The organism is Delftia sp. Lp-1, from assembly GCF_020523835.1.
Classification (GTDB): domain Bacteria; phylum Pseudomonadota; class Gammaproteobacteria; order Burkholderiales; family Burkholderiaceae_C; genus Comamonas; species Comamonas acidovorans.
On sequence record NZ_JAJALJ010000001.1, the window covers coordinates 2,666,779 to 2,683,626 of the forward strand.

General features: G+C 68.7%; 8 protein-coding genes. 3 read left to right on the top strand and 5 right to left on the bottom strand.

The window, feature by feature from the left end; all coding sequences use genetic code 11:
* Positions 1-22: 22 nt before the first annotated feature.
* The 5 genes from LGR64_RS11915 to LGR64_RS11935 all read right to left on the bottom strand — a co-directional run bounded on the left by LGR64_RS11915 (position 23) and on the right by LGR64_RS11935 (position 11,560).
* A complete protein-coding gene (locus tag LGR64_RS11915; RefSeq protein WP_012205427.1) occupies positions 23-1,030 on the bottom strand; it encodes a patatin-like phospholipase family protein in 1,008 nt (335 codons plus the stop codon).
* Positions 1,030-3,141 carry an NAD-dependent DNA ligase LigA gene (gene ligA, locus LGR64_RS11920; protein ID WP_230355502.1) on the bottom strand — a complete coding sequence of 704 codons (2,112 nt, stop codon included), beginning with the start codon at positions 3,139-3,141 and terminating at the stop codon, positions 1,030-1,032. Before ligA ends, LGR64_RS11915 begins: the two co-directional genes overlap by 1 nt.
* A 47-nt stretch (positions 3,142-3,188) precedes the next feature.
* Positions 3,189-4,535, bottom strand: a complete 1,347-nt coding sequence (locus LGR64_RS11925) for a cell division protein ZipA C-terminal FtsZ-binding domain-containing protein (protein WP_123693119.1) — start codon at positions 4,533-4,535, stop codon at positions 3,189-3,191.
* Between the two features lie 57 nt (positions 4,536-4,592).
* Entirely contained in the window at positions 4,593-8,120 is a 3,528-nt protein-coding gene (smc, locus tag LGR64_RS11930) for a chromosome segregation protein SMC (protein WP_230355503.1), read from the bottom strand.
* 134 nt (positions 8,121-8,254) lie between these two features.
* Positions 8,255-11,560 (bottom strand): bifunctional diguanylate cyclase/phosphodiesterase, encoded by a 3,306-nt coding sequence (locus LGR64_RS11935; protein WP_230355505.1) that lies wholly within the window; start codon positions 11,558-11,560, stop codon positions 8,255-8,257.
* A 540-nt stretch (positions 11,561-12,100) separates the two neighbouring features.
* Here LGR64_RS11935 and LGR64_RS11940 point away from each other — a divergent pair.
* From LGR64_RS11940 to prpF, 3 genes are read left to right on the top strand one after another with little or no spacing between them, the layout of a single operon-like run.
* Positions 12,101-13,081, top strand: coding sequence for a tripartite tricarboxylate transporter substrate binding protein (locus LGR64_RS11940; protein WP_230355507.1), 981 nt, complete (start codon positions 12,101-12,103; stop codon positions 13,079-13,081).
* Between the two features lie 49 nt (positions 13,082-13,130).
* Positions 13,131-15,647, top strand: a complete 2,517-nt coding sequence (acnA, locus tag LGR64_RS11945; protein ID WP_230355508.1) for an aconitate hydratase AcnA — start codon at positions 13,131-13,133, stop codon at positions 15,645-15,647.
* Positions 15,647-16,843: a 2-methylaconitate cis-trans isomerase PrpF gene (gene prpF / locus LGR64_RS11950; RefSeq protein WP_230355510.1), complete on the top strand. Its 1,197-nt coding sequence runs from the start codon at positions 15,647-15,649 to the stop codon at positions 16,841-16,843. Before acnA ends, prpF begins: the two co-directional genes overlap by 1 nt.
* Positions 16,844-16,848 lie beyond the last annotated feature (5 nt).

Consider the following 16,848-nt stretch of genomic DNA (forward strand, 5'->3'; position numbering starts at 1 on the left):
GGTGTGCCGCGCTTTTAGCGCCTCAAAGGCCCCAGTGGCGCAGGCCCGGCAACGCGGCCTGCGCTGCCTCGTAGCCTTCGTCGATGGCCTCGCGGGCGCGGTGGAAGTCCAGCAGGCCCAGGTGGGACAGGCGCGGCGCGATCACCAGCTCGGGCGGGTCGCCCGCCATGCGGCTGCGCGTGATGCGCATCTGCATGATGTTGACGCTGGTCATCACCACGTCCAGCAGCGAGGGCGGACGGGGCGGGGGCTCGGTCTCGCGGCCTGCCTCGTCGCGGTGGTGTCCGGGCATCCACCCCATCACGCCGCGCTGCAGCCTGCGCACCCAGGCCGTGCCGGCCACGGCGCTGGCCTGGCCGGCCAGGTCCTCGGGCGCCACGCCCTGCTCCACGGCGGGCGGGGCTTCCTCCAGCGGCGGCGCGGCAGCCATGGCGGCGGAGGGAACCAGCGGCCGCATGTGGCGCCGCATGATGTCGGCATTGAGATCGACCGCGATCACGATGTCCGCGCCCATGGCGCGCGCCAGCGAGGCGGGCACGGGGTTGACGATGCCGCCATCGACCAGCAGCCGCCCCTCGCGCTGCACGGGCGTGAACAGGCCGGGCAGCGCGATGGAGGCACGCACGGCATCGGCGATGGAGCCCTTGCGCAGCCAGACCTCCGCGCCCGAATGCAGGTCGGTGGCCACGGCGCCGAAGGGAATCTTCAGGTCCTCGATGGCCGAGTCCACGAAGTGCTCGCGCCAGAACGCGATCAGCTTCTCGCCCTTGAGCATGCCGCCCGTGATGTTGAAGTCCATGAAACCGAACACCTTGCGCATGCCCAGGCCCAGCACCCATTCCTCGAAGCGCTGCATCTCGCCAGCCGCATAGGAGGCACCGACCAGGGCGCCGATGGACGAGCCGCAGATGATGTCGGGCCTCAGGCCCGCATCCTCCAGTGCGCGCAGCACGCCGAAATGCGCCCAGCCGCGCGCCGAACCGCTGCCCAGCGCCAGGCCGACCACGGGTTTGCGCGGACTCAGCGCCATCAGTGGTCCCTGCCTGCCAGCAGCGCCAGCATGCCGGCCTCGTCCAGCACGGTCACGCCCAGTTCCTCGGCCTTGGCCAGCTTGCTGCCGGCCTCGGCACCGGCCACCACATAGCTGGTCTTCTTGCTGACCGAGCCGGAGACCTTGGCGCCCGCAGCCTCCAGCATCTCCTTGGCCTGGTCGCGGCCCAGCGTGGGCAGCGTGCCCGTGAGCACCACGGTCATGCCGGCCAGCGGCTGGGCGGTCTGCTCGCGCGCCGCGCCCTCTTCCCAGTGCACGCCGCAGGCACGCAGTTGCTCGACCACCTCGCGGTTGTGGGGCTGGGCGAAGAAGGTGTGGATGCTCTCGGCCACGATGGGCCCCACGTCGCGCACCTGTAGCAGTTGCTCGACGCTGGCGTCCATGATGGCGTCCAGCTGGCCGAAGTGGCGGGCCAGGTCCTTGGCCGTGGACTCGCCGACCTGGCGGATGCCCAGGCCGAAGAGGAACCGCGCCAGCGTGGTCTTCTTGGATTTTTCCAGCGCGTCCAGCACGTTCTGGGCCGACTTCTCGGCCATGCGGTCCAGCGATGCAAGGGCCACCAGGCCCAGGCGGTAGAGGTCGGGCAGCGTGCGCACCACGTGGCCGTCCACCAACTGGTCCACGAGCTTGTCGCCCAGGCCCTCGATGTCCATGGCGCGCCGCGCGGCAAAGTGCAGGATGGCCTCCTTGCGCTGCGCCGGGCAGAACAGGCCGCCCGTGCAGCGGTGGTTGGCCTCGCCCTTGGGCCGCGCCACGGCGCTGCCGCAGATGGGGCATGCAGCGGGCATGCGGAAGTTGGGCACATAGGCTGGCCGGTCGCCGGGCACGCGGCCCACGACCTCGGGGATCACGTCACCGGCGCGGCGCACGACCACGGTGTCGCCCGTGCGCACGCGCTTCTTGCGGATCTCGAACAGGTTGTGCAGCGTGGCATTGGTGACGATGACGCCGCCCACCGCCACGGGGGCCAGGCGCGCCACGGGCGTGAGCTTGCCCGTGCGGCCGACCTGTATGTCGATGCCTTCCATGCGCGTGGGCATTTCCTCGGCCGGGTACTTGTGGGCCACTGCCCAGCGCGGCTCGCGCGAGACAAAGCCCAGCTGGCGCTGCTGGGCCAGGCTGTTGACCTTGTAGACCACGCCGTCGATCTCGTAGGGCAGCGTGGCGCGCTCGGCGCCCATGCGCTGGTGGAAGGCCACCAGCTCTGCCGCGCCCTTGGCGATGCAGACCTGGGGCGCCACCGGAAAGCCCCAGTCGCGCAGCGTCTGCAGCATGGCGTAGTGGGTGACGAAGTCGGGGCCGCCCTGGGCAGCCGGCGTGATCTCGCCCAGGCCATAGGCGAAGAAGGACAGCGGGCGCTGCGCCGCAATGCCCGAGTCCAGCTGGCGCACCGAGCCTGCCGCCGCATTGCGCGGATTGGCAAAGCTCTTGCCGCCGGCGGCCTGCTGGCGCTCGTTGAGCTTGACGAAGTCGGCGCGGCCCATGTAGACCTCGCCGCGCACCTCGACCACGGGCGGCACGCCCTTGCCTTCGGGCAGTGACAGCGGAATCTTGCGGATGGTGCGGATGTTGTGGGTCACGTCCTCGCCCACCTCGCCGTCGCCGCGCGTGGTGGCCTGCACCAGGCGGCCGTTCTCGTAGCGCAGGTTCATGGCCAGGCCGTCGAACTTGGGCTCGGCCACGTACTCCACGGGCGGCGCGCCTTCGGCCAGTTCCAGCTCCTTGCGGATGCGTGCGTCGAAGGCCTCGGCCCCCGTGGCCTCGTTGTCGGTCTCGGTGCGGATGCTGAGCATGGGCACGGCATGGCGCACGGGCATCAGGCCATCGAGCACGGCGCCGATCACGCGCTGCGTGGGCGAGTCCGGGGTGACCAGTTCGGGGTAGGCACCTTCCAGCGCCTGCAGTTGCTGGAAGACGCGGTCGTACTCGCCGTCGGGCACGGTGGGCGTGTCCAGCACGTAGTACTCATGCGCCCATTGGTTGAGCTGGGCGCGCAGCGCCTGCACCTTGGCCAGCACCTTGTCGGGGGCGGCCCCGGACTCCGGCGCCGCAGGGGCTGCGCCGGAGAAAAGATCCAGATTGTCATTCATGGGGTTGAGGCCAGGAGCCTGTTGTGCACCAGGGGCACCGCGCCGCGTCAGCTGAACAGTCGCCGCGCCAGCATGGAGCCCGCCGACAGCTCGCGGCTGTCGAGCTTGTCATAGAGATGTTCCAGGTCGTGCTGGATGGGGTCCAGCGCCATGGCCGGCAGCAGGTAGCCGTTCTGGTCGCAGAGCACGCCGTCCATGGTCTGGCACAGGCGCTCGGCCACCTGGCGCAATTGCACGAAGGCCTGCTCGCCGCGCGGCACCTGGGGCACGTCCAGGCTCAGCAGGAACTCGCGCACCACCGAGGTGTCCAGGTCGTCGGCCATGGCCGCCTGCGGGTCGTAGTTGAGCACCAGCACCGGCGGCATGCCGGGCGTGGGCGAAGGCAGGGCCATGCGCCCGGGCATGGAGCCCGGCAGAAAGCCCTGGCGCGATGCGTTCTGCTGCACGTAGCCCGCGCTCCAGGAGGCCTGGCGTGCGCGCAGCATGAAGGTGAGCTGGGCGTCGTGCTCGCTGGCGAACTGGTCGAGCTCGCGCGCACGCGCCACTTCCTGCAGCATGTCGGGCACGTCGGGCGTGGCGCCCAGCGCGTCGGCAAAGCGCTGCACCTTGGCAACGAACTCGGAGAACTCGATCTCGTTGAGCGCACCCGTGCGGTTGGCCAGCTGCACGCCGGCCTGAAAACCCAGGTAGCGCTGGCCGGGCTGCAGCGGCTCCCACTGGTGGGTGGACTGGTTCATGCCCTCGATCGCAAAGGGCTTGTTGCCCGCGCGCCGCGTGGCGGGCTGGGCCTGCAGCGCCAGTTCGCCAGGCACGGCCTGGCCCACCTGCACGGGGGCAATGGCGTCGATCAGCGCATCCAGACCCGGGCGGCTGGCGGCCGCGCTGGTCAGGGCCGCGTCATTGAGGGAAGGCTCGATGGACTGCGGTGCCGACGGGGACGCCGCAGGCACGGACACAGATTCAGATGCGGGTGCCGATGCGCTGGCGTCTTCGCCCGCCTGCAGGGCATGGGCGGCCTGCGCGGACTGCACTGCCTGGGCGGCCTTGGCAGCCAGCGCAGCCTGGGCCGCAGCCTGGCGCTGCTGCTCTTCGAGCTGGACCAGATGGGCCAGCTCGGCGTCGGTTTCGGCAAAGCGGTCTGCGGAGGCAGGGCTCTGGCCCGGCGCGGCGGTGCCGAAGTCGCCCAGCACGGGCTCGCGCAGGCTGTGCGTCAGGTCCGGGCCGTGGCCCACGGTGTCCATGCCGGGCTCATGGCGCGAGGGATCGCGCTGCGCTTCATCGACGGGGTCGGCGCGCTTGGGTGCATTGCGGCGCGCGGACCAGCTGTTGTAGGCAAGGATCAGGGCCAGCACCACAAAGCCCAGGACGGCCAGACTGATTTGCAGGTTACTCATGGAATGAAGGAATGAAACGTCGTTCCAGCAAAGGGGTTTGAAAGGTTGCGGACATGCTCAGGATAGCTCAGCCATGGACAGCGCGGACTCCATGTCCACGGCCACGATGCGGGACACGCCCTGCTCCTGCATGGTCACGCCGATGAGCTGCTGGGCCATTTCCATGGCGATCTTGTTGTGGCTGATGAACAGGAACTGCGTGCTCTTGCTCATGCTGGCCACCAGCTTGGCATAGCGCTCGGTGTTGGCGTCGTCCAGCGGCGCATCCACCTCGTCCAGCAGACAGAACGGGGCCGGGTTGAGCTGGAAGATGGCGAAGACCAGGGCAATCGCCGTCAGCGCCTTCTCGCCACCGGACAGCAGGTGAATCGTCTGGTTCTTCTTGCCGGGCGGCTGCGCGATCACCTGCACGCCCGAGTCCAGGATTTCATCGCCCGTGATGACCAGCTTGGCCTGCCCGCCGCCGAACAGCTCGGGGAACATACGCCCGAAATGCCCGTTCACGGTCTCGAAGGTGCCCGACAGCAGCTCGCGCGTCTCGGCGTCGATCTTGCGGATGGCATCTTCCAGCGTGTTCATGGCCTGGGTCAGGTCCTCGGTCTGCGCGTCGAGGAAGGTCTTGCGCTCGCGCGCCAGCTTCAGCTCGTCCAGCGCCGCCAGGTTGACCGCGCCCAGGGCCGCGATCTCGCGGTGCAGTCGGTCGATCTCGCCCTGCAGACCGTGCATGCGCACATTGGCCTCGGCAATGGACTGGGAGACGGCGGCCAGGTCGGCGCCCGCCTCTTCCAGCAAGGTGGAGTACTGCTCCAGGCCCAGGCGCGCGGCCTGCTCCTTGAGCTGGAATTCGGTGATGCGCTGGCGCAGCGGGTCCAGCGCCTTCTCCAATTGCTGGCGGCGTTCGTCGCTGGCGCGCAGCTTGTTGGTCAGGTCGTCATATTCGCTGCGGCGCGAGGCCACGGCCTGCTCGCGCTGCATCTTCAAATCCAGCGCATCCTGCAGGCCGCCCTGGGCGGCGGCATCGGTCAGGCGCGTGAGTTCGTCCTGCGCGCGCTGCTGCTCGTCGGCCAGCGAACGGGCCTGCTGGCTGGCGGTCTCTATGGTGCGGCTCAGTTCGCCCCGGCGCGCCTCCAGGCTGCGGCGTGAGAACGTGGCCTCCTGGGCCTGGCGTTCCAGCGTGCGCAGCTGCTCGCGCGATTCGTTCAGGCGCCGCTCGGACTCCAGCACCTTGTCGCCGAGCTGGGCATGGCGCTCCTGGCTGTCGGCCAGTTGCATGTCCAGTTCCTCGAAGCGGGCCTCGGCCGCCACGCGGCGCTCCTCGATGTCGGACAGCTGGGCCTCGACCTCGGCCAGGTCGGCGCTGATCTGGGCATTGCGCGCGCGGGCCTGCTCGGCCAGCTGCGACAGGCGCAGGGTTTCGACCTGCAGCTCGTGGGCACGGCTTTGCGATTCGCTGGCCTCGCGCCGGGCGCTGACCAGGCGCTGCGAGGCCTCGGCATAGGCGCTTTCGGCACGCACCAGGGCCGTGCGCGATTCATCGGAGATCAGCGCCTGGGCACGCACTTCCTTTTCAAGGTGCTCGATTTCCTGGGCGCGTGCCAGCAGGCCGGATTGCTCCGAGTCCTGCGCATAAAAGCTCACGCTGTGGCTGCTGACGGCATGGCCCGTGGGCACGTAGACCGTTTCACCGGGCCGCAGTTCGCTGCGGCGCGACAGCGCCTCTTCCAGCGTGGGCGCCGTGTAGCAGTCCTGCAGCCAGTCGCCGAGCACGGCGCGCAGGCCGGCATCGTTCACGCGCAGCAGGTCCGACAGGTGCTGCCAGCGGCCGGCGGCCGGCGCGGGTGCGCCCTGCGGCGGGCTGAAGAAGGCCAGGCGCGCGGGCGGCGCATCGTGCCCGCCTGAGCCCAGAAAGCCACGCACCATGTCGAGCCGGCCCACTTCCAGCGCGCCCAGGCGCTCGCGCAGCGCGGCCTCCAGCGCGTTTTCCCAGCCGGGCTCGATGGCAATGCGGCTCCACAGGCCCTGCATGCCGTCCAGGCCGTGCTTGGCCAGCCAGGGCTGGAGCTTGCCGTCTGTCTTGACCTTTTCCTGCAGGGCCTTGAGCGCTTCCAGCCGCGCCGACAGGTCCGCGTGGCGCGCGGCCTCGGCATTGACGGCCTGCTGGCGCGTGCGGCGGTCCTCGTCGAGCTGGGGCACGGAGTCCTGCAGCTCGTTGAGCACGGCATCGGCCATTTCGGCCAGTTCGCGCGCCTCTTCCAGCTGGGACTGCAGATTGTTCAGGCGGGCCTCGTCGGGCGTCTCCAGCGCGTTGCGGTCGGCGCGCAGGCGCTCGAAGCGGGTCTCGAACTGGCGGCGCTGCTCGTCCAGGCTGCGCTGCTCGGCGGCCAGCACCTGGATCTGCTGCTGCACCTGGACCACGCTGGCGCGCTGGTCGGTGTCGGCCTTCTGGGCATTGCGCAGGGCGTCCTCCAGGTCGGGCAGGCGCATGCTCTGCTCCTCGACCTGGGCGGCCAGCATCTCGGCCTGTTCCTCGGCGTCCATGCCGGCGCCTTCGAGGTTCTCGATCTCGGCTTCGGCTTCCTCGCGGCGGCTGTTCCACAGCAGCACCTGCTCGGACAGCTGCTGCAGCCGCTGCTGCACGCGCTGGCGGCCTTCGAGCACGTAGCGGATCTCGGCCTCCAGCTTGCCGACTTCGGCCGTGGATTCGTAGAGCTTGGCCTGGGCCTGGTTGACCTGGTCGCTGGCGTCGTAGTGGGCCTGGCGCAGGGTTTCGAGTCCGCTTTCGTTGTTGCGGATGTCGGCCATGCGCTCTTCGAGCTCGTTGACGGCCTGCAGGCCCTCCACGCGCACGCGGTCCTGCTCGGCCTCGGCCTCGGCGCGCTTGAGGAACCACAGCTGCTGCTGCTTGAGCGTGACCTGGGACTGCAGCGCGTTGTACTGGGCCGCCACCTCGGCCTGCTTTTCCAGCCGGTCGAGGTTGTTGTTGAGCTCGCGCAGGATGTCTTCCACGCGCGTGAGGTTCTCGGTGGTGGCCGAGAGCCGGTTCTCGGTCTCGCGCCGGCGCTCCTTGTACTTGGACACGCCTGCGGCCTCTTCCAGGAACAGGCGCAGTTCCTCGGGGCGCGACTCGATGATGCGGCTGATCGTGCCCTGCCCGATGATGGCGTAGGCGCGCGGGCCCAGGCCCGTGCCCAGGAACACGTCCTGCACATCGCGGCGGCGCACGGCCTGGTTGTTGATGAAGTAGCTGCTGTTGCCCTCGCGCGTGAGCACGCGCTTGACGGCGATCTCGCCGAACTGGCCCCACTGGCCGCCCGCGCGGTGGTCACTGTTGTCGAACACCAACTCCACGCTGGAGCGGCTGGCCGGCTTGCGGTGCGTGGTGCCGTTGAAGATCACGTCCTGCATGGACTCGCCGCGCAGCTCGCTGGCCTTGCTCTCGCCCAGCACCCAGCGCACCGCATCCATGATGTTGGACTTGCCGCAGCCGTTGGGGCCCACCACGCCCACCAGTTGCCCCGGCAGCATGAAGTTGGTGGGCTCGGCGAAGGACTTGAAGCCGGACAGCTTGATGGAATTCAGGCGCACGATGCAGGCAGATGGCGGTCCGCGGCGAACGGACGAATGAGGACGTGGGGGGAACAACAGGGAAGCTCGGAATGATACCGCGCGCCACCCCTGCTCAAGAATGGAAAGCGGCCCGCGCGGGGCCGTGTCGAATGTCAAGAATGGTTTGAGGGGGCGTCCGGCACCCCGCTGCCATCCGTGCACTCCACCACCTGGGGCCGGTCCTGCGCCTCCTGCGCCTCCTGCGCCTCCTGCGCCTCCTGCGGCAGGTTCGCCGGACTCAGGGCCGGAGGGCGCGACACGATGGCCTGGCGCACCAGTGCCTCGAAGCTGCGCACGGGCACGGGCGGGCTGAGCAGGTAGCCCTGCCAGGCGTGGCAGTGCTGGTCTTCGAGGAATTGGCGCTGCGCCTCGGTCTCCACACCCTCGGCGATGACCTGCAGGCCCAGGCTGGTGCCCAGGGCGACGATGGTGCGCGCAATGGCCGCGTCGTTGGGGTCGCTGAGCACGTCGCGCACGAAGCTGCGGTCGATCTTGAGCTGGTCCAGCGGCAGGCGCTTGAGATAGGCCAGCGAGGAGTAGCCGGTGCCGAAGTCGTCCAGCGAGAACCCCACGCCGTGTGCCTTAAGCGTGGCCATCTTGGCCGCCGTGTCGTCCACGTCGGCCAGCAGCAGGCTTTCGGTCAGCTCCAGCTTGAGCAGGCGCGGATTGGCACCGTGCTCCTTGAGCGCCTGCAGCACCTGCTCCACGAAGCGCGCCTGGTGGAACTGGCGCGGGCTGACGTTGACGGCCAGCATCAGGCAGGCCATGTCCGGCTCCGCCGCCCATTGCGCCAGTTGCCGGCAGGCCTCGCCCAGCACCCATTCGCCCAGTTGCTGGATCAGGCCCGTTTCCTCGGCCAGCGAGACGAAGAGCGACGGCGGCACCAGCCCTTCGCGCGGGTGGTTCCAGCGCAGCAGGCCCTCGGCGCCGACGATGCGCCCGTTCGCCACCTGCGGCTGGTAGTACAGGACGAATTGCGAGCGCACCAGGCCCTCGCGCATTTCCTGCTCCATGGCGGTGCGCGATCTGAGCACGGCCTGCAGTTGCGGATCGAAGAACTGCAGCGTGTTGCGCCCCATGCCCTTGGCCTGGTACATGGCCATCTCGGCACGGCGCAGGACCTCGTCGGCACTGAGTTCCTGCTCGCCGAACAGGCTGGCGCCTATGCTCAGCGTGATGTGGCAGGACTGGCCACTCAGTTGCAGCGGTTGCAGCAGCAGCGAACGCATGCGCTGGACCTCGCCTTCGAGCTTGGAGGCGGCGTGCATGGAGTCCTTGCCCAGGTCCTCCAGCAGCACGACGAAGTCATCACCGCTGTGGCGGGCCAGCGTGGCCTCGCGGCCCAGGGACTGGGCCAGTCGCTCGGCAATCATGCGCAGCAGCACGTCGCCCAGTTCCAGCCCAAGGCTGTCGTTGAAGGCCTTGAAGTTGTCCACGTCCAGCAGCATGACGGCGCCACAGCGCCCGCGACGGCGGCTGGAGGCCAGCGCCTGCTGCAGCCGGTCCACCAGCAGGCGGCGGTTGGGCAGGCCGGTGAGCGCATCGTAGAAGGCCAGGCGGCGAATTTCTTCTTCGGCGGTCTTGCGCTGGCTCTGGTCCTGCAGGATCAGCAGGCAGCCTTCGTCCAGCAGCATGCCGCCGATGGATACGGAGCGCGCACAGCCGTCGCTGCCTATGAGCTGGTACTCCTCGGAGTTGAGGGTGCCGCAGCTGTCGGACTCGCTGCCATGGGGGCTTTGGGCAACGCGCGCCCGCGCCTGCGCAGCTTCGAAGCGGCGCTGCATGCGCTGGCGGCGGGCTTCATCCGGGCACATGTTGCGCCACCAGCCGTCGCCATCCATGCCGGCCGTGGCGCCATGGCCTGCTAGGCGCATGAATTCCTCGTTCCAGTAGGCGAAGCGGCCATCCTCCTGCAGCATGGCCAGGCCCAGGGGCAGGCGCTGGATGACCATGCGCAGGTGGCGCGATCCGTCGCGCTGCATTTGCTGCAAGTGCCGGCGCGCGCTGATGTCCTGCACCAGGGCCATCAGCCGCAGCGATGGGCCGTGGCCCAGCGCGGAGATGTGCAGTTCCACCCAGACCAGGCTGCCGTCGCTGCGCCGCAGCTGCCGCTCGATCTGCAGGGCGCGGCGCTGGCCCGCAGCCAGTTCCTGCAGCAGCAGCCTGTCGCCCTCCACCGTTTCGGCGGCCACCAGGGCAAGCAGGGGGCGCTGGCACAGCTGCTGTGCCTCGTGGCCGGTGATGTCGCAATACCTGCGGTTCACATGCAGGACATTGCCGTTGGCCGCGTCGATCTGCACCACGCCCACGGCGGCCTGCTCGAACAGTGCCTGAAAGCGGGCATCGCTCTCGCGCATGCTGCGGGAAGAGGCACGCAGTTGCGCCCAGCTGGACGGATGGCGCCGCCACCAGGCTGCCGCCAGCGAGGCCAGCAGGACTGACACCAGCATGCCCAGCGCAAACAACACCAGGGGCTGGGCACGCTCGGTCCAGGACAGGGCCGTGCTCACGGGAATGAAGTTCAGCCGCCACAGCCGGTCCTGGGCCTGCAGTGTCTGCTCCAGCACCACCTGGCCGGTATCGCCCAGGCCTACCGCATCCTGCCCGCGCTCGGGCCAGGCAGCACCCAGATACAGCGGCAGCGGCGATACGCCGGCCGGCGGCAGGGGCGAGACCGGGCCTGCGTCATGCATGGCCAGCGCTAGCCGGCCCAGGAAGCCGCGCTCATGCAGGTCCTGCACCAGGTCGTGCACACGAATGCTGACGTCGGCCGTTCCCAGGAACAGCGGATGCGCGGCCGTGCCATCCGGGGACTGGTGGTCCGCCAGCGCAAAGACGGGCGCGCGCACCAGCACGGCGGTGGCATGCTCGCCGGGCTGCTTCATTGCAAACGGCGCCGAGACCACGGCGGCCGCGCTGTCCCGGCTGCGCAGCATGCTGGCCATGAGACTGGGGCGGTCGTGCATGTCCAGGCCGGCGATGGATTCATTGCCTTCCACCGGCCAGAGATAGTCGATGAAGAAATAGTGGGGATCGGGCCTGAACGAGGCCGACGGATCCTGGCTGGCCTGACCGCGCTCCGTTGCGGCCCGCGTAAAGGTCAGCGCCTGCATGCCGGGCTGTATCTGTATGCGCAGCGCCTGCGCAATGCGCGCGAAGGCCTGCTGCCCCATCTCGGGAGAGGCGGCCAGCTGGTTGGCCACATGCTGGACCATGACGGCATAGGCATCCAGGCGCATCTCCAGCGCCTGGCGGGCAGACTGGGCCTGTTGCGTATGGCGTTGCAGGTCGATGCGCTCCAGCGCCCGCTGCTGCTGCAGGGCGAGCGCGGCGCTCAGGCACATGCCCACCGCCATGACGGTGGCGGCTGGCCAGGCGGTCCGGATGGCTACAAGCGTGCGCTGGGCAAAAGCTGACATGGAGCGGCTAAGGCTGAATAGGCAGTCACGGGGAATCGGTCCAGGAGCACGGAACCACTCGTTGCCAGCCCCATGGCCAGCCACCCGAAAAGGCCGGGCAGGCCATGTGGAGCAGAGAGCGAGGATAAATGGATTTCGGCACCCGGCAGGCAAATCATATGTAAGACAAATCCTACAAACGCCTTTGCTCTATCGTCGGAATGCGCTCTTGCTGAAGACCTCCACGGGCAAACCCTAGAGTGCAGGCAGCAAGGTGCTTGTACCCGGCCCCATGTGCCCGGGCTCGCCGGGCCTGCCGGGCCTTGCCGGGCACCAGGGGTGGAGGGCGAGGCATTGCACAAGCCCTCATCCATGAAATCAGAGGCGGCAGTTTTGAAACAACAATGAAACGGATGGTACGGCAGCAGGTGGCGCTGCAGCCCTTCAGCCTCTGGCAGCAGGCTGCGATGCTTGCACGGGTTTCCCCTTGAGTCGGATGGCATGCTGCTTGCAACAAGCCTGGTGCACTGCCAACCATAACTCTGCAGGAGACACCAACCCATGAGCATCAACCGCCGCCGCTTTTGCGCCGCCCTGCCCGCCCCGCTGGCCGGCCTTGCGCTGCCGCACCAGGGCCTGGCCCAGGAGGCGTTTCCCAGCAAGTCGCTGAAGATCGTCTGCCCCTTCGCACCCGGCGGCGGTTCGGACTTCATTGCGCGCGTGGCCTCCAACGTGCTCAACGACAGGCTGGGCCAGCCCGTGGTGGTGGAGAACCGGCCGGGCGCCGGTGGCACGCTGGGCACCGAGTACGCGCTGCGCTCGGCGGCCGACGGCTACACGCTGCTGCTGGTGGCGGGCAGCTATACGGTCAACCCTTCGCTGTACAAGCTGCGCTTCGACCCCGTGGCCGACATGACGCCCGTGATCCAGCTGTCCAAAGGCGCCTACGTGGTCTGCGTGAGCCCCCGCGTGCCCGCCAGAAACCTGCAGGAACTGCTGACCTATGCGCGTGAGAACCCGGGCAAGCTGACCTTTGCCTCGGCCGGCAATGGCAGCCATCTTCACATCGTCACCGAGTACCTGTTCGGCATGGCCAAGGTCAAGGCCACGCATGTGCCCTATCGCGGCACGGGCCCGGCCGTGACCGATCTGCTGTCAGGCAACGTGGACATGCTGGTGGCAGGCACCGAGGCGCTGATGCAGCACGTCAAGAGCGGCAAGCTGCACGCCCTGGCCGTGACCACGGCCCAGCGCCTGCCCGCCTATCCCGAGATTCCGTCGGTGGCCGAAAGCGGCCTGCCGGACTATGACGTGGTGGCCTGGCACGGCCTGCTCGCGCCCAAGGGCCTGCCGCCCGCCGTGCTGTCGCGCATCAATGCGGCGTTGGACACCGGCCTCAAGGCGCCGGAACTGCTGGCCCAGCTGGAGCCCACGGGCGTGTCCCCGGCAGGCGGCACACCGGCCCAGTTTGGCGCCCTGATCCAGTCCGAGATTCCCCGCTACGCCAAGGTGGTGAAAGACAACGAAATCCGCGCACAGTAATCGGCGCACAGCAATCGGCTCACGCAGGCCCGAGAATCCATCCGCCCCCATGACCTCCCGCTACAAGAAACCCCTGCCCGGCACCACGCTGCACTACATCGACGCCCGCGCCGCCGTCGATGCCCTCTCGCCCGGTGCCTGGGCACGCCTGCCCTACACCGCCCGCGTCCACGCCGAGAACCTCGTGCGCCGCGCCGATCCCGCGCAGCTGGACAGCTACCTGCTGCAGCTGATCGAGCGCCGCCGCGACATCGACTTTCCCTGGTACCCCGTGCGCGTGGTCTGCCACGACATCCTGGGCCAGACCGCCCTGGTGGACCTGGCCGGCCTGCGCGATGCCATTGCGGCCCAGGGCGGCGACCCGGCCCAGGTCAACCCCGTCGTGCCCGTGCAGCTCATCGTGGACCACTCGCTGGCCGTGGAGTGCGGCGGCTTCGATCCCGATGCCTTTGCGAAGAACCGCGCCATCGAGGACCGCCGCAACGAGGACCGCTTCCACTTCATCGAGTGGACAAAAAAAGCCTTCGCCAACGTGGATGTGATCCCCGCAGGGAACGGGATCATGCACCAGATCAATCTGGAAAAAATGTCCCCCGTGGTGACCGTGCAGGATGGCCTGGCCTTCCCGGACACCTGTGTCGGCACCGACTCGCACACGCCCCATGTGGACGCGCTGGGCGTGATCGCCGTGGGCGTGGGCGGCCTTGAGGCCGAGAACGTCATGCTGGGCCGCGCCTGCTGGATGCGCCTGCCCGAGATCGTGGGCGTGCGCCTCACGGGCCGGCGACAGGGCGGCATCACCGCCACCGACATCGTGCTGGCCCTGACCGAATTCCTGCGCCAGCAAAAAGTCGTCGGCGCCTATGTGGAATTCTTTGGCGAGGGCGCCGACAGCCTGAGCATTGGCGACCGCGCCACCATCTCCAACATGTGCCCCGAATACGGCGCCACGGCGGCCATGTTCTCCATTGACGACCAGACGCTGGCCTACCTGCGCCTGACCGGCCGTGACGAGGCCCAGGTGCGCCTGGTCGAGGCCTATGCGCGCACCGCAGGTTTCTGGAGCGACAGCCTGGCCGATGCCCAGTACGAGCGCGTGCTGCAGTTCGACCTGTCCACCGTGGTGCGCAACATGGCCGGTCCCTCGAATCCGCACCGGCGCCTGCCTACCTCGGCCCTGGCCGAGCGCGGCATTGCCGATGCGGCAAAACTGCAGGCCGCCCGCGCCCAGGAGAGCCGGGGCCTGATGCCCGATGGGGCCGTCATCATTGCCGCCATCACCAGCTGCACCAACACCAGCAACCCGCGCAACGTCATCGCCGCCGCCTTGCTGGCGCGCAACGCGAATCGCCTGGGTCTCACGCGCAAGCCCTGGGTCAAGACCTCGCTGGCGCCAGGCTCCAAGGCCGTGGAGCTGTACCTGAAGGAGGCCGGGCTGCTCACCGAGCTGGAGCAACTGGGCTTTGGCATCGTCGCCTTTGCCTGCACCACCTGCAACGGCATGAGCGGCGCACTGGACCCCACCATCCAGCAGGAAATCGTCGAGCGCGACCTCTACGCCACGGCCGTGCTCTCGGGCAACCGCAACTTCGACGGGCGCATCCATCCCCAGGCCAAACAGGCCTTCCTGGCCTCGCCGCCGCTGGTCGTGGCCTATGCGCTGGCGGGCACGGTGCGCTTCGACATTGAGCAGGACGTGCTGGCTGTGGTGGACGGCCGCGAAATCCGCCTGAGGGACCTATGGCCCTCCGACGAGGAGATCGACGCCATCGTCGAGCGCGCCGTGCGTCCGGAGCAATTCCGCGCCGTCTACGAACCCATGTTCGCCATCCGCAAGGACGATGGCGACAAAGCCTCGCCCCAGTACGACTGGCGCCCCCAGTCCACCTACATCCGCCGCCCGCCGTACTGGGATACCGAAGGCGTGGGCGCGCTGGCGGCCTTCCCGCGCACGCTGCGCAACATGCGGCCGCTGGCGCTGCTGCCCGACAACATCACCACCGACCACCTGACGGCCATGCGCGCCACCTTCGCCAACCCGCAGCTGGTCAATGAAATGGCCGTCATCGACGGCGTGCAGCACAAGGGCTCGCTGGCGCGCATCGAGCCCGAAGGGCGCGTGGTGCGCATGTGGGAGGCCATGGAAACCTACCTGAACCGCCGCCAGCCGCTGATCATCATCGCGGGCGCCGACTACGGCCAGGGCAGCTCACGCGACTGGGCGGCCAAGGGAGTGCGGCTGGCCGGAGTCGAAGCCGTGGTGGCCGAAGGCTTCGAGCGCATCCACCGCACCAACCTCATCGGCATGGGCGTGCTGCCGCTGCAGTTCCTGCCGGGCACCGACCGCAGGACCCTGGCCCTGGACGGCACGGAGATCTATGGCGTGGAAGGCGAGCGCACGCCGGGCACCCAACTCACGCTGGTGATTGAACGCCGCAACGGCCAGACGCTGCGCGTGCCGGTGATCTGCCGGCTGGACACAGCCGAAGAGGTATCGGTCTACGAGGCCGGCGGCGTGCTGCAGCGGTTTGCCCAGGACTTTCTTGCACAGACACAGGACGCTTGATGAACACCACACCCCAGATCCGCATTCCCGCCACCTACCTGCGCGGAGGCACCAGCAAGGGCGTGTTCTTCCGCCTGCAAGACCTTCCGGAGGCTGCGCAACAGCCGGGCGCCGTGCGCGACGCCATCCTGCTGCGCGCCCTGGGCAGCCCCGACCCTTACGGCAAGCAGATCGACGGCATGGGCAATGCATCGTCGAGCACCAGCAAGGCCGTGATCCTCTCGGCCAGCACGCGCGAAGGCCATGACGTGGACTACCTGTTCGGCCAGGTCTCCATCGACCGGCCCTTCGTGGACTGGAGCGGCAACTGCGGCAATCTCTCGGCCGCCGTGGGGCCCTGCGCCATCCACATGGGATTGATAGCCCCTGCGCGCATTCCACGCAACGGCACGGCCACCCTCCGCATCTGGCAGGCCAATATCGGCAAGACCATCGTGGCCCATGTGCCCATCACGGACGGCCAGGTGCAGGAGACGGGCGACTTCGAGCTCGATGGCGTGACCTTTCCTGCGGCCGAGGTGGCGTTGGAGTTCCTGGACCCTGCCGATGAGGGAGAGGATGGGGGCGCCATGTTCCCCACGGGCCATCTCGTGGATCGCCTGGATGTGCCTGGCGTGGGCAGCTTTGCAGCCACGCTGATCAATGCGGGCATTCCGACCATCTTCCTGAACGCAAAGGACCTGGGCTACACGGGCTGCGAACTGCAGGACGCCATCAACGGCGATGCCGAGGCGCTGGCGCGCTTCGAGGCCATACGCGCCCACGGCGCCCTGCAGATGGGCCTGATCCAGGAACTGTCCGAAGCCGCCAGGCGCCAGCACACGCCAAAAATCGCCTTTGTGGCACCGCCAGCGCCCTACACGGCCTCCAGCGGCAAACGCATCGAGGCAGGCGATGTGGACCTGCTGGTGCGCGCCCTGTCCATGGGCAAGCTGCACCACGCCATGATGGGCACGGCGGCGGTGGCCATAGGCACGGCGGCAGCGGTGCCAGGCACGCTGGTGAATCTGGCGGCGGGCGGCGGCGAACGCGGCGCCGTTCGCTTCGGCCATCCCTCCGGCACGCTGCGCGTGGGCGCCGAGGCCCGGTTGGTGAATGGCCAGTGGCAGGTGACCAAGGCCTTGATGAGCCGCAGCGCGCGCATCCTGATGGAAGGCTGGATCAGGGTGCCTGGCGAGGTGTTGAACGCCGCGTGAATGCG

Bases quoted from the DNA above. Each gene is read 5' to 3' on its own strand.
- acnA (WP_230355508.1), top strand. From the start codon at position 13,131: ATGACCTCCCGCTACAAGAAACCCCTGCCCGGCACCACGCTGCACTAC.
- LGR64_RS11915 (WP_012205427.1), bottom strand. From the start codon at position 1,030: ATGGCGCTGAGTCCGCGCAAACCCGTGGTCGGCCTGGCGCTGGGCAGC.
- prpF (WP_230355510.1), top strand. From the start codon at position 15,647: ATGAACACCACACCCCAGATCCGCATTCCCGCCACCTACCTGCGCGGA.
- LGR64_RS11925 (WP_123693119.1), bottom strand. From the start codon at position 4,535: ATGAGTAACCTGCAAATCAGTCTGGCCGTCCTGGGCTTTGTGGTGCTG.
- LGR64_RS11940 (WP_230355507.1), top strand. From the start codon at position 12,101: ATGAGCATCAACCGCCGCCGCTTTTGCGCCGCCCTGCCCGCCCCGCTG.
- ligA (WP_230355502.1), bottom strand. From the start codon at position 3,141: ATGAATGACAATCTGGATCTTTTCTCCGGCGCAGCCCCTGCGGCGCCG.
- LGR64_RS11935 (WP_230355505.1), bottom strand. From the start codon at position 11,560: ATGTCAGCTTTTGCCCAGCGCACGCTTGTAGCCATCCGGACCGCCTGG.